Raw genomic sequence first — 13,443 nt, forward strand, 5'->3', positions numbered from 1 at the left:
TGCCAGTATGGTGGCTGCTGACGGGAGAGGCTGTGAGGGGGATCGCAACTCGGGATTCAAAAGGGGTTCAGGGTGCGGGCGGGGAGGCTGTGCTCTCCGCCCTGCGGCTTATTGCCACTCCACTAGGTGATACTGCTTCTTGCCCCGGCGCAGCAGCAGGTAGCGACCAAACAGCCGATCATTGGCACTCAGCTGATCATCTTGCTTGAGCACACCATTGAGGCTGATGGCGCCCGCCGCCAGCAGTTCGCGGGCGATGCGCCTGGAGTTAGCCAGACCGCAGCTGACCAGCAGGCTGACCAGATCGGTCTCGCCGCTGACGGTGCTGCTCGGCATGCCATCCTGCGCCAGCTGGGCCAGATCGCTCTCGCCGAGGCGGGCCACGTCGCCGCTAAACAGCAACTCGCTGATGCGCTGCACCGCCGCCAGCGCCGCCTTGCCGTGTACCAGCTCGATCAGATCATCGGCCAGCACCTGCTGGGCCTGCTTGCGCCCCTGCCGCTTCGCGTCTTCCGCCTCCAGTGCATCAATCTCGCTCAGCGGCATAAAGCTGTAGTAGCGCAGGAAGCGGTAGACATCTTCATCCGCGGTGCCGAGCCAGAACTGGTAGAAGGCGTAAGGGGAGGTGAGCGCCGGATCGAGCCAGACCGCGCCCCCTTCGGTCTTGCCGAACTTGGTGCCGTCTGCCTTGGTGATAAGGGGCAGGGTCATGCCGTGCACCTGCGCCTGATGGAGGCGACGGGTCAGATCCATGCCGCTGGTGATATTGCCCCACTGGTCGTTGCCGCCAATCTGCAGGGTGCAACCGAGCCGCTGGTGCAGCACCGCAAAGTCGTAGGATTGCAGCAGAGCGTAGGAGAACTCGGTGAACGAGATGCCCTGATCCGGACGGGCCAGCCGCTGGCGCACCGATTCCCGCGCCAGCATGGCATTGACCGAGAAGTGCTTGCCGATATCCCGCAGAAAATCGAGGGCGGACATCTGCCCCATCCAGTCGCCATTGTTGACCAGTTGCGGGGCCGACAGGCCCTCATCGGCGGGCAGCAGCGCCCTGATTTGGGCCGACAGGCTGGCGACCCAACCCTGCACGGTATCGGCACTGTTGAGGCTGCGCTCGGTCGCCTTGAAGCTGGGATCGCCAATAAGGCCGGTTGCCCCGCCCACCAGTGCCACCGGGGTGTGGCCCGCCAGCTGGAAGCGGCGCAGCATCAAGAGCGGCACCAGATGACCGATATGCAGGCTGCCGGCGGTGGGATCGAACCCGCAATAGACGGTGCGCGGGGTGGCAAGATGATCGGCCAGGGCCGCCGGGTCGGAATTCTGGGCCACAAGGCCGCGCTCGGTCAGCTCATCGAGCAGGTGGGGGTTGATCATGGGTGCTCCAACAACAGGGGAAAAGCCGTCATCCTCGCCGTTCTGGCCGGTGGCGGATATGTCCCCTGAGGGACAGTTTTGCCACTCTCGTGCTAGCATTCAGCCATAGCGGGGAATCGCTCCCCGTCACCGGAAACGTGCCACCATGACCCAGCCATTCACCACAGATGCCTTGACCCGCAGCATGACCGAGGTGGTCGATGCCCTGCACAGCAGCGCCTTTCCGGCGGCGCTGGTGCGGCTGATCCAGCAACAGGTGGCGTTTGATTGCGCCCTGCTGCTCGGGGTGGGGCCGCGCCCCGTCTACCTCTACGACAACCTCAATCATCAGCGGGCTCTGTTGTTTGACCGCTACCTCACCAGCCACTTCAGTCAGGATCCCTTTATGCAGGCGCTGGAGCAGGGCTTGCCTGCCGGCGTCTGGACGCTGGCGCAGGTCTCCCAAGGGCGGCTCGATCCCGAATATCGCCACCACTTCTATCAGGCCACCGGCTGGCAGGAGGAGGTGGGGCTGATCCTGCCGGTGCGGGACGGGCTGACGCTGATGCTGTTTCTGGGGCGACTCGACAAGCGCAGTACTCTCAGCCGTGACGAGCTGGCGAGGCTGGAGCAGCTGTTCCCGCTGGTGCATTCGCTCTGTCGTCAGCAGTGGCGGCAGAGCCAGCCGCTGCTGGCCCAGAGCACGGCGCTGCCAGATAGCGCCAGCCTCAAGAGCGCGGTGGAGCAGGCGATGGCGAGCGTGGGGGGCGATCGGCTCACCCGGCGCGAGCGGCAGGTGGCGGAGTTGCTGCTGCAGGGACTGGATACGGAGGCGATTGCCGCAGCGCTCGGGATTGGCAGCGGCACGGTGAAGAATCACCGCAAGCATCTCTATGGCAAGCTGCGGCTCGGCTCGCGGGCCGAGCTGTTCAATCTCTTTCTGAACCACCTCATTACGGCGCCGGTGGAGGCATCGCAGGCGTCATCGGCGGGAGATAGAGAGAGCCCGCCATAGGGTGGGCCGGGGTTACTCGAGGCGCGGGATGGTGGGAGTGGTTTCGGGCAGGATACTGAGCAACTGGTAGCGCTTCATCAGCTGCTTGTATTCATCCCCCTGTCTGACCTTGTCCAGCGCCTGTTGCAGGCGGGCAACCTGTTGCTTGTCTGCCCTCAGGTTGAAGGCGAAGCAGTTGTCCTGCTCTTCAATGATCGCGACGGTGACAAAATCCTCGCTGGGGAAACCCAGCTCTTTGGCCTGATGGCGCAACATCACCTCGTTGCCCGCCACCAGATCGGTGCGCGCCATGATGAGCTGGCGCACCACCTGATCCATGCGCTCCACCGACATCATATTGCCCGGGCTGATCCCGCGGTTGAGCAGCAACTGCTCCCCGACATCTGCCTGCATCACACCAATCTGCAGCTTGGCGAGATCCGCTTTGCTGGCCACTTTGGGGGCATCCTGCTTGCGGCCGACCAGCGCGACCCTGGAGTGGCTGATGGGGCAGACCCAGAGGAAGTGGGGATCCCGCTCCTTGGTATGTGCCGTGGTAAAGAGCACGGCCTCTTGCTGCTGGGTCAGCAGATACCAGCCGCGGGCCCAAGGCAGAAAGTGGATGGGTTGCTCCGGCTCTCCCATTTCACGCCACATCAGGCGCAGCAACTCGACCGCCAACCCCACAGGCTGACCATTTTTATCCTGGCCATTGAGCGGCATGTTCTGCTCCGAATAGTAGATAAGTGCCGGAGCCGGGAGCGCGATAAACAGGGCGAGAGAAGCGAGAGCAGGGAGCAGACGACGCATGATGCACTCCTTGTGCGGGTAGTTACCTAACAGTCTATGTGGCCTTTTCCATAACGTCATGATCCGGTCGCGGGATAAAAAAAAGGCCACCTTGCGGTGGCCTGTCGGTTTATTTCAGCAGGGCTTCCATCTCCGCCTCTGCCTTGGCGCGAGCCTTGGCCTCCGCCGCTCTGGCGGCATCGGCGACGCTCTCTCCGGCCGTATGGGATGCGGTACTGACGGCCTGCCGGGCTGGTTCTGCAACGGCCTTGGTAGCTTCTTGCGCCGCGGGCGCAGCGGCGCTGCTGACGGCCTGTTTGGCAGGAGCTGTAACAGCCTTGGTGGCCTCTTGCGTCGCGGTTGCAGCGGCGCTGTTGACAGCCTGTTTGGCAGGCGCGGCAAGGGCTTTGGTGGCTTCTTGCGTCGCGGTCGCAGCGGCGCTGCTGACGGCCTGTTTGGCAGGAGCGGTAACAGCCTTGGTGGCTTCTTGGGTCACGGTCGCAGCGGCGCTGCTGATGGCCTGTTTGGCCGGAGCGGCAACAGCCTTGGTGGCTTCTTGGGCCGCGGTTGCAGTGGCGCTGCTGACGGCCTGTTTGGCCGGAGCGGTAACAGCCTTGGCGGCTTCTTGGGTCGCGGTCGCAGCGGCGCTGTTGACGGTTTGCTTGGCAGGAGCAGCAACGGCCTTGGTAGCTTCTTGCGCCGCGGTCGCAGTGGCGCTGCTGACTGCTTGCTTGGCAGGAACGGCAACAGCCTTGGTCGCTTCTTGAGTTGCAGTCGCAGCGGCACTGCTCACCGCTTGCTTGGCTGGCGTAGTGACAGCGGTGGTTGCAGTGCGGGTAAGAGCGGTCGTGCTTTGGCTCACCGCTTGGGTGGCCTGTCCTGTGGCGTTGGCGGCTGCGCCGCTGATGGCCTGGCTGGCGCTGTTGGTCAGCGAGCCGGTGACGCCGCGGGTCACTGTGCCCAGCGCGCTGCCAAGGGAGAAGGGGGAGGCGCCACTCTGACTGGTTGCCGCGCCGGTCAAGGCATTGGTCGCCGGGGTGAGCTGGCTGGTGGGAGTCTGCCAGCCCTGCATGGCGGTTGGCCAGGTCGGTGCCGTGCCCGCCAGATTTTCGCCGAAGGTCAGGGTGGTGCCATCCCCTTTTTGCAGCAATACCGACATCTGGTTGGTTTGCGAGTTCCACACCATCCCCGCCTGCTTGGCGATATCCGGCACCGGCGCATACTCGGAGACCACATAGAAAAGCGGCCCCTCCTGCTGTAACTTGTCGGCAGTCTTGAGCAACTGCATGGTGCTGTCGTAGTTGGGGCCAAGGATGGCGGTCATCCGATCCTTGATCAGGGGTTGTTCGAACAGATTGACCTCGTTCGGGTCAAAGCCGACCAGCGGCTTGAGCAGGGCCCACATCAGCTGGCTGGTGGGGCTCATCATCAGCAATGGTGCAACGCAGGCGGACAACATCAGGCTCAGGCAGGCCGCCTGAAGCAACGGCATGATACGCATTGGGATAATATCCAAATAACGATTTTATAAATAAGGTTATATTTTGTCAGGACGTGACAAATTCACCGGAAGTTTGCGCGTGGCAGCGAGATACTGCCCGCAGGCGCTGGCAGGCTACCATATTGGTTCCACAATGCCAGCAGGCAGTATGATTGTCAGTCAAGTAAACTACGGGGCTGGTCGATTCTTCGAGAGTGCCTCCCATCGCAACAGGATCCCCCTCATGAAAAATGTACTGCTCTGCCTGCTGGCCTCCCTCTGGCTCACCCCCGCTCTGGCTGCGTCCAAAACCACTGTGGTGGGCGAGTCTGCCAGTCCCGAGCTGGTGTTGCCGCTGGGCTCATTGCCCGAGCGAGTCTGCTGGTTTGCGGATCAGAAATACTCCGAAGGGGCCCGCATTCTGCAGGGCGATATCTGGCTGGAGTGCGGCCCGCTGAACGACCTCGAGAGCAATGGCGCGCTGGCCTGGCGCTCTCCTGCGGTGGTGTTGCCTGCCACCCGGGAGGCAAAAGATCAGAAGACGATTTCCGTGGGTCAGTGAGGCTTTTCTTGATCCAGCTAAAGACATGGACGTGATCCCTGTCGCATAATGCAGCTCCTTTCTTCTCTTGGCTGGAACCTAAGAAATGGCTCGTCGCTCTTCCAATGCACAACGTCGTCGCAGTAGCTGGTGGTACAAACGCTTGTTGGCAAGGGAGCGCGAAGAGCGCGAAGCGCGTTCCGTAAGGGATTGATACTGCATTAAAAAACGGAGCCTCTGGCTCCGTTTTTGCGTTTGTTACTCTTAGCAGAATAACAACGGGGGCCATCAGGCCCCCGTTTTGTTTTTGCAGATGTTGCCTGCTTGCGGCTTAGCGCTGCAAGGCGGCCAGTGCCAGTTCGACCCGTTTGGCATACTCGGGGTCGGCTTGCTCGAAGTGTTTGAGCTGGGCTGCGACGATGGCGTCATCTTCCACATTGATAAGGGAGCGGGCCAGGTTGGCGGCGAGCCGCGAGCGCTGCCCCTCGTCCATGATGCGGAACAGGTTACCCGGCTGGCTGTAGTAGTCGCTGTCGTAGTCACGGAAGTCGTAGTGCAGGGCGGCCCCTTCCAGACTCAGCGCCGGTTCGTGCTGTTCGCTCGGCTGCTGGGTACCGAAACGGTTCGGCTGATAGTTGGGGCTGGCGCCGCCATTGCTGTCCGCCCGCATGGCACCGTCACGATGGGCGCCGTGATGGAACGGGCAGCGCGGGGCGTTGACCGGCAGCAGACCGTGGTTGACGCCGAGGCGATAGCGCTGGGTGTCGCCGTAGGAGAAGAGTCGCCCTTGCAACATGCGATCCGGCGAGAAGCCGATACCGGGCACCACGTTGGCCGGGGTAAAGGCGGCCTGCTCCACATGGGCGAAGTAGTTGTCCGGGTTCTGGTTGAGCTCCAGCACGCCCACCGGGATCAGCGGGTAGTCGCTGTGCGGCCACACCTTGGTCAGGTCGAACGGGTGGATGTTGTAAGTCTGGGCTTCGGCCTCCGGCATCACCTGCACATAGACCTTCCAGCGCGGGAAGTCGCCCCGCTCGATGGCATTGAACAGATCCGCCTGACTGGTCTCCCGATCCTGCCCGACGGCGGTGGCGGCCTCTTCATCGGTGTAGAAGCTGTGGCCCTGCTCGGTCTTGAAGTGGAACTTGACCCAGAAGCGCTCGCTGGCATCGTTGATAAAGCTGAAGGTGTGGCTGCCGTAGCCGTTCATCTCCCGCAGGCTCTTGGGGATGCCGCGATCGCTGAACAGTATGGTGACCTGATGCAGGGATTCCGGATGGCGTGACCAGAAGTCCCAGGCGGCGGTGGCGCTGCGCAGGTTGGTGCGCGGATCCCGCTTCTGGGTGTGGATGAAGTCAGGGAATTTCAGCGGATCGCGGATGAAAAAGACCGGGGTGTTGTTACCCACCAGATCCCAGTTGCCCTGCTCGGTATAGAACTTGAGGGCGAAGCCGCGCACATCGCGTTCGGCATCGGCGGCGCCCTTCTCACCGGCCACGGTGGAGAAGCGCAGGAAGACCGGGGTCTGCTTGCCGATGGCGCTGAACAGATCGGCCTTGCTGAACTGGCTGATGTCGTGGGTCACGGTAAAGGTGCCGTAGGCGCCCGAGCCCTTAGCGTGAACCACCCGCTCGGGAATGCGCTCGCGGTCGAAGTGGGCGAGTTTCTCCATCAACCAGATATCTTGCATCAGGATGGGGCCGCGCGGGCCGGCGGTGAGGCTGTTGTTGTTGTCGACGACGGGGGCGCCGTTGGCGCTGTGCAGGGTCTTGTCAGTCATGGCTTCTCTCCTTGTTGATATGGGGTCAGCCTACGGATCTGCGCCGTGCTCGGCCAATGGGCCTTTCCTCGCCCTTTGATAGGTAAGACAAATGGGTGCGGGTAGGGGATGTGTAACCGCGCCGGATATTGCATGATGGAGGTTTCGAGAAGGAGCCTCATATGCAGATTACTATCCGTCATGCCGAACCCACCGATGCCCCCGCCTTACGGGATCTCTACGCCATGCCTAATGCCCAGGCGGGCACTCTGCACCTGCCCACACCTCCCCACACCTCCCCTTAGCCAGTGGCAGAAGCGGTTGGAGAGCAGTGATGTGATCGCCTTGGTGGCCGAGGTTGACGGCCTGCTGGTAGGCCAGCTCTCGCTGCTGGTTGAGTCCAATCCGAGACGCAAGCATGTGGCCGGGATTGGCATGGGAGTGCGGGATGACTGGGCTGGCAAGGGGGCTGGCTCTGCCCTGATGGCCGCGGCGCTGGATCTGGCCGATAACTGGCTCAACCTGCACCGGATTGAGCTGACCGTCTATACCGACAATGAGGCCGCACAGGCGCTTTATCGCAAGTTCGGTTTTACCGAGGAGGGGCGAGCCCGTGACTATGCCTTCCGCCAAGGGCGTTATGTGGATGCGCTCTATATGGCCAGAGTCGCGGGGGGCGCCAGTCGCTAACGGTATGGTCGATTATCAGGACAGATTGCGCCCGGTGATCCGGGCGCTGGAGCATAATCCCGAGCTCTGTCTCAGCGAGGCGGCCAGCCTCGCCTCACTCTCCAGCTATCACTTTCATCGGGTTTTTACCGCCGTCACCGGTGAAACCCCGGCCGAGATGCAGCGTCGCTTGCGGTTGGAGCGGGCTGCTCGCTCTCTCTGCTACAGTCGCGACCCGATCACCGAGATTGCCTTCTCGGCCGGTTTTGCCAGCTCACAGGCCTTTGCCAAGGCGTTTCGCAAGCAGTTTGCCATGGCGCCGGGGATGTTGCGCCGCCAGCCGTCACTCTTGCAACTGAGCAAGAATGGACACGCGGCTGCCCGGGTCTCTGATTATGCTGAAGGCCGTTCCAGTGAAAGGAGGCTACAGATGAAAACCGAACAGATGGCTGCACGCACTCTGGCCTATATCCGGGTCACCGGCCCTTACGGCGCAGGCTATGAGCCGGTGTGTGACCAGCTCTATCAGTGGGCTGCCGGGTTGGGTTTGGCCGAAGGGGAGTGGATCTTCATCTACCACGACAACCCCGAAGTGACGGCTCCCCAGCAGTGTCGCACCGATATCTGCGTCACCGTGCCGGCGGGTACCAGGGGAAGTGGCAATGTGGAGATCCAGCAGCTGGCGGGTGGCCGCTATGGCCTGTCACGCATGACGGTCACCGATCCGGCCCAGTACCCCGCACTCTGGCAGCAACATATTGGCGAGGTGGTGGCGGCCGGTTGGGAATTTGACGATCGCCCCTGCTTCGAGCTCTATCACAGCTTCGATCCGGTGACCAAGGTGGCCGATGTCAGCTTCTGCTCCAGTCTGAAGGGCTAGCCAAAAACCAGCGGGAGCATGCAGCAACGAGAGAGCCGGACAGTGTCCGGCTCTTTTGCATCTGGCGGTTGGGGGCGTTTAGCGCTGGAACCCCTTCTGGGCGAACTTGGGACGGGCGTTCATGATCTGCTCCACCTGCTCGTCGCTCATCTTGCCGCGCGACAGCCCCAGCACCTTGTAGGTGAGCAGCGGTCGGGCGGGCAGGGCGATCATCAGGGCGCGGATCTGGTTCTCGTCATCCTTCTCCCGGGTCGGCTTGCCGTAGGCGTAGGTGAGGACGCCGGCATCCATCAGGTTTTTGACGGCGGGTTCGGTGATCGGCAAGTTTATGACGCTTTTACGCTGCAGCACGAACTCGCGCAGCACCGCTTTCTCGTTGAAGTCGAGGAAGCCGATCATCTGGGCCAACTGGTCCTGCTGACGGCGCGCCTGCCACTCTTCGCATGCCCACTCCCAGGCGATCAGGAAGCCCTGACTGCAGAAGTAGGAGATGGCGATCAGCATACCGACCCCCAGCCAGGCCGCATGATCCGCAGCCCACTGGCTGACGGCCCCTTTCATCAGCCCGGCCGGAAACAGCAGAATGATGCTGCAGCAGAGCAACAACCAGACCATCAGCCAATTGAGGCGGTTCAGTTGATAGAAATGTTGGATCCACCGTTTCATTGTTCATCCTTCCCAAACTGTTGTGGATAGTGAACTACCTACAGCAATCGGTGTGCCAACAGCGCAACAGCGGCGGGGAGGAGGGTCTGGCGAGGTTACATTCCCTTACAACTTATTGAATGAGTTGTCATTAATTTGCCTTGTGAGGCGGGGGGCGAGTTGCTAAAACGTCCCCTCAGTCATTGGGGAGTAGCAACCCGCCCGCATTCCGGGCCGGGCCCATGTCAACACTCTTGGATCCTCGTATCCATGGCATGGGCGGCGATAGGCACTATCGCTCTGCAAGACCTTTGGCCTCGATATGCACGTCAGCCGGGCGAGCCATGTCGGGTCCATCGGTTATTCTGCTCGCCTGGCGGTATCTATTATGTTGATTACCCTGCTGTTATTTCTCGTCTCTGCGGTCACCATCTACCTTGCCTGCGAATACTTCGTCAACGGCATCGAGTGGACCGGCCACCACTTCAAACTCTCCCAAAGCGCCACCGGTTCGCTGCTGGCTGCGCTCGGTACGGCCCTGCCCGAGAGCATCGTGACCCTGACCGCCCTGCTGATGGGCAACACGACCGCCCAGCAGGAGATCGGCATTGGCGCCGCCCTCGGCGGGCCGCTGGTGCTGGCGACCATCGGCTATGGGGCGGTCGGTCTCACCCTGCTGCTTTGTATGGGGCGTACCGAGCGCGCCATCAATGGCGAGGTGCAGCGGGAAATTGGCTGGGATCAGCGCTGGTTTATGGGCATCTTTCTGGTGGCGACTGCGCTGGGACTGGTCGCCTTTACCGGCAAGAGCTGGCTGGCCCCGCTGTTCGTGCTGGTCTATCTCGTCTATGTGCGACGCGAGCTGAAACAAACTGACAGCCACGAAGTCGAGCTTCCAGAGCCCCTCAAGCTGGCCCCCGATGCCGGGATCCCGCCCCTTGGCAAGGTGCTGCTGCAGACGCTGGGTGCGTTGGTGGTGGTGGCGCTGGCGGCTCAGCTGTTTGTCCATCAGCTGGAGAGCATGGGCGAGCTGTTTGGTCTCTCGCCGGTGCTGGCGGCCCTGCTGCTGAGCCCGGTGGCGACCGAGATGCCGGAGCTGATGAACGTGCTGATCTGGGTGCGGCAGGGCAAGAACCGGCTGGCGCTGGCCAATATCTCCGGGGCCATGATGATCCAGGGCACCATCCCCAAGGCGTTCTGTCTGCTCTTTACCCCATGGCTGCTGGATGGCGCCATGATGGCCTCCTCGCTGGTGACGCTGTTGGCGGTCGGGTTGCTCTGGTGGGGGTTCAGAAAGGGAACCATGACCGCCGAGCGGCTGGGGCTGGTCGGTCTGCTCTATCTCGGTTTTTGCGGCTGGTTGCTGGTGAGCTGAAGCGGGAAGCGCGGATATGAAAAAGCCCCCTTGGCAGGGGGCTTTGTTGTATCGGTTGGGGCTGTGCTTACAGTGCGGCGATCTCGGCCTGCTGGGCTTCCAGCTTGGTCAGCTGGAGACGGTAATCTTCCAGCTTCTCGCGCTCTTTGGCGATGACCGCTTCCGGCGCCTTGGCGACGAAGGCTTCGTTGCCAAGCTTGCCTTCGATACGGCCGCACTCGCCCACCAGACGGGCAACCTCTTTGGCCAGACGGGCCAGCTCGGCATCCTTGTCGATGAGACCAGCCATCGGGATCATCAGCTCGGTGGCACCGATCAGCTTCTTCACTGACAGCGGGGCGGTTTCACCGTCCGCCAGTACGCGGATGGATTCCAGACGGGCCAGCGACTTGAGGAAGGCCTCGTTGTCAGCAGCACGCTGGGCATCCTTGGCATCGCACTGGAGCAGCACGTTGAGGGGCACGCTCGGCGCCACGTTCATCTCGGCACGGATGTTGCGGATACTGACGATGAACTCCTTCACCCACTCCTGATCCGCCATCGCGGCTTCGTCCACCTTGGCGGCGTCGAACTCCGGGAAGGCCTGGATCATGATGGTGTCGGCGTGTACACCGGCCAGCGGAGCGACCGATTTCCAGATGGTCTCGGTGATGAACGGGATGATCGGGTGTGCCAGACGCAGCAGGGTTTCCAGCACGGTCACCAGGGTGTGGCGGGCAGCGCGCTGCTCGGCCTCGGAACCCTTGGTCAGCACCGGCTTGGTCAGCTCCAGATACCAGTCACAGAACTGGTTCCAGATAAATTCGTACAGCACGCCAGCCGCGATGTCGAAGCGGTAGGTATCGAGGGCGGTACGGAAGTCACGGATGGCCACTTGCAGCTGGGACTGGATCCAGCGATCCGCCAGACTGAACTGCATTTCGCCACCGGCAAAACCGCAGTCCTGATCTTCGGTGTTCATAAGCACATAGCGGGAGGCGTTCCACAACTTGTTGCAGAAGTTGTTGTAGCCGTCCAGGCGCTTCATGTCCCAGTTGATGTCACGACCGGTAGAGGCCAGCGCGGCCAGCGTGAAGCGCAGGGCGTCGGTACCGTGGGCATCGATCCCTTCCGGGAACTGCTTGGCGGTACGCTTGGCGATCTTCTCGGCCATCTGCGGCTGCATCATGTTGCCGGTGCGCTTCTCCAGCAGATCTTCCAGCGAGATGCCATCGATCATGTCGAGGGGGTCCAGCACGTTGCCCTTGGACTTGGACATCTTCTGGCCCTCTTCGTCACGGATCAGACCAGTGATGTAGACGGTCTTGAACGGGACTTGCGGCTGGCCGTTTTCGTCCTTGATGAAGTGCATGGTCATCATGATCATCCGGGCAATCCAGAAGAAGATGATGTCGAAGCCGCTCATCAGTACGTCGGTCGGGTGGAAGGTCTTGAGTGCCTCGGTGTTGTTCGGCCAGCCCAAGGTGGAGAAGGTCCACAGGGCGGAGCTGAACCAGGTGTCGAGCACGTCTTCGTCCTGACGCAGTACGGTTACGGCCGGGATGCTGTGCTTGGCGCGCACTTCATCTTCGCTGCGGCCAACGTAGACGTTGCCGGCGTCGTCATACCATGCCGGGATACGGTGACCCCACCACAGTTGACGGGAGACGCACCAGTCCTGAATGTCGCGCATCCAGGAGAAGTACATGTTTTCGTACTGTTTCGGCACGAACTGAATGCGGCCATCTTCCACCGCTTCGATGGCAGTCTTGGCCATCGGCGCCACGCGCACGTACCACTGGTCGGTCAGCATTGGCTCGATGGGCACGCCACCGCGATCGCCGTAAGGCTGTTGCAGTATGTGATCCTTGATCTCGTCCAGCAGACCCAGCTCTTCGAGCTTGGCCAGAATCGCCTTGCGGGCAGCGAAGCGCTCCAGACCGGCGAACTCGGCCGGCAGGGCTGCATCGTAGGCAGTGCTCGGGTTGCCGTTGGTGTCGACCACTTCGGCCTCGGCACGCACATGGGCGTCCAGGGTGAAGATGTTGATCATCGGCAGGCTGTGGCGCTTGCCCACTTCGTTATCGTTGAAGTCGTGGGCCGGGGTGATCTTCACGCAACCTGTGCCCTTCTCCATGTCGGCGTGTTCGTCGGCGACGATGGGGATCAGACGGTTCACCAGCGGCAGCAGGATGTGCTGGCCGATCAGCGCCTTGTAACGCGGGTCTTCCGGGTTCACGGCCACGGCGGTATCGCCCAGCATGGTCTCCGGACGGGTGGTGGCGACGATCAGGTAATCCTTGCCTTCGGCAGTCTTGGCTCCGTTGGCAAGCGGATAGCGCAGGTGCCACATGTGGCCCTTGATCTCGCGGTTTTCCACTTCCAGATCGGAGATGGCGGTGTTGAGTTTCGGATCCCAGTTCACCAGACGCTTGCCGCGGTACATCAGGCCATCTTCGTAGAGACGGACAAACACTTCCTGCACGGCGGCGGAGAGACCCTCATCCATGGTAAAGCGCTCGCGCTCCCAATCCACGGAGTCGCCCAGACGACGCATCTGGCGGGTGATGGTGCCACCGGACTCTTCCTTCCACTGCCAAATCTTGTCGATGAAGGCATCACGGCCATAATCGTGGCGAGTTTTGCCCTCTTCTGCGGCGATCTTGCGCTCAACCACCATCTGGGTGGCGATACCGGCGTGGTCGGTACCTGCCTGCCACAGGGTGTTTTTGCCCTGCATGCGGTTGTAGCGGATCAGGGTATCCATCAGGGTTTGCTGGAAGGCGTGACCCATGTGCAGGCTGCCGGTGACGTTCGGCGGCGGGATCATGATACAGAAGGAGTCTTTGCTGGTGTCGCCGTGGGGCTTGAAGTAACCCTGGGTTTCCCAGTGCTGATAGAGCGCCTGTTCGATGGCGTTGTGATTAAAAGTCTTTTCCATGGTCTCGCCGTAATCTGGATGGATGGAGTCTGGTGTTG

10 protein-coding genes, 1 pseudogene and 1 riboswitch are annotated in these 13,443 nt (G+C 61.7%); of the genes and pseudogenes, 5 read left to right on the forward strand and 6 right to left on the reverse strand.

Annotated features, from left to right (window positions below):
- Positions 1-108: 108 nt before the first annotated feature.
- Entirely contained in the window at positions 109-1,374 is a 1,266-nt protein-coding gene (gene tyrS, locus AB5Z05_RS00335) for a tyrosine--tRNA ligase (RefSeq protein ID WP_368149839.1), read from the reverse strand.
- A 145-nt stretch (positions 1,375-1,519) separates the two neighbouring features.
- On the opposite strand from tyrS, the gene AB5Z05_RS00340 reads away from it, so the two are divergent.
- Positions 1,520-2,368: a LuxR C-terminal-related transcriptional regulator gene (locus AB5Z05_RS00340; protein ID WP_368149840.1), complete on the forward strand. Its 849-nt coding sequence runs from the start codon at positions 1,520-1,522 to the stop codon at positions 2,366-2,368.
- Positions 2,369-2,380: 12 nt separating this feature from the next.
- On the opposite strand, the gene AB5Z05_RS00345 is transcribed toward AB5Z05_RS00340, so the two are convergent.
- Positions 2,381-3,157 (reverse strand): ABC transporter substrate-binding protein, encoded by a 777-nt coding sequence (locus AB5Z05_RS00345; protein ID WP_216950011.1) that lies wholly within the window; start codon positions 3,155-3,157, stop codon positions 2,381-2,383.
- 109 nt (positions 3,158-3,266) lie between these two features.
- The gene (locus tag AB5Z05_RS00350; RefSeq protein ID WP_368149842.1) at positions 3,267-4,637 is read right to left on the reverse strand and encodes a hypothetical protein; all 1,371 of its coding nucleotides are present in this window, start codon (positions 4,635-4,637) and stop codon (positions 3,267-3,269) included.
- 223 nt (positions 4,638-4,860) lie between these two features.
- Here AB5Z05_RS00350 and AB5Z05_RS00355 point away from each other — a divergent pair, with 223 nt between their 5' ends.
- The gene (locus AB5Z05_RS00355; protein WP_368149844.1) at positions 4,861-5,178 is read left to right on the forward strand and encodes a DUF1496 domain-containing protein; all 318 of its coding nucleotides are present in this window, start codon (positions 4,861-4,863) and stop codon (positions 5,176-5,178) included.
- A 310-nt stretch (positions 5,179-5,488) separates the two neighbouring features.
- Here the strand turns inward: AB5Z05_RS00355 and AB5Z05_RS00360 are convergent, their stop codons facing one another.
- A complete protein-coding gene (locus tag AB5Z05_RS00360; RefSeq protein ID WP_368149845.1) occupies positions 5,489-6,937 on the reverse strand; it encodes a catalase in 1,449 nt (482 codons plus the stop codon).
- Positions 6,938-7,098: 161 nt separating this feature from the next.
- Here AB5Z05_RS00360 and AB5Z05_RS00365 point away from each other — a divergent pair.
- Together AB5Z05_RS00365 and AB5Z05_RS00370 are read left to right on the forward strand one after the other, a co-directional pair.
- Positions 7,099-7,606 (forward strand): annotated as a pseudogene (locus AB5Z05_RS00365) (GNAT family N-acetyltransferase).
- 4 nt (positions 7,607-7,610) lie between these two features.
- Positions 7,611-8,465, forward strand: a complete 855-nt coding sequence (locus tag AB5Z05_RS00370) for a GyrI-like domain-containing protein (RefSeq protein ID WP_201943838.1) — start codon at positions 7,611-7,613, stop codon at positions 8,463-8,465.
- Positions 8,466-8,543: 78 nt separating this feature from the next.
- Here the strand turns inward: AB5Z05_RS00370 and AB5Z05_RS00375 are convergent, their stop codons facing one another.
- Positions 8,544-9,131, reverse strand: coding sequence for a superinfection exclusion B family protein (locus AB5Z05_RS00375; RefSeq protein ID WP_005336432.1), 588 nt, complete (start codon positions 9,129-9,131; stop codon positions 8,544-8,546).
- 172 nt (positions 9,132-9,303) lie between these two features.
- A riboswitch (yybP-ykoY riboswitch) is annotated at positions 9,304-9,410 on the forward strand.
- A gap of 88 nt (positions 9,411-9,498) precedes the next feature.
- On the opposite strand from AB5Z05_RS00375, the gene AB5Z05_RS00380 reads away from it, so the two are divergent.
- Positions 9,499-10,485 carry a sodium:calcium antiporter gene (locus AB5Z05_RS00380; RefSeq protein WP_368149846.1) on the forward strand — a complete coding sequence of 329 codons (987 nt, stop codon included), beginning with the start codon at positions 9,499-9,501 and terminating at the stop codon, positions 10,483-10,485.
- 67 nt (positions 10,486-10,552) lie between these two features.
- Here the strand turns inward: AB5Z05_RS00380 and AB5Z05_RS00385 are convergent, their stop codons facing one another.
- Positions 10,553-13,405 carry a valine--tRNA ligase gene (locus AB5Z05_RS00385; protein WP_368149847.1) on the reverse strand — a complete coding sequence of 951 codons (2,853 nt, stop codon included), beginning with the start codon at positions 13,403-13,405 and terminating at the stop codon, positions 10,553-10,555.
- Positions 13,406-13,443: the final 38 nt, after the last annotated feature.

The organism is Aeromonas sp. R2-4 (genome assembly GCF_040908365.1).
GTDB classification, from domain to species: Bacteria; Pseudomonadota; Gammaproteobacteria; order Enterobacterales; family Aeromonadaceae; genus Aeromonas; species Aeromonas veronii.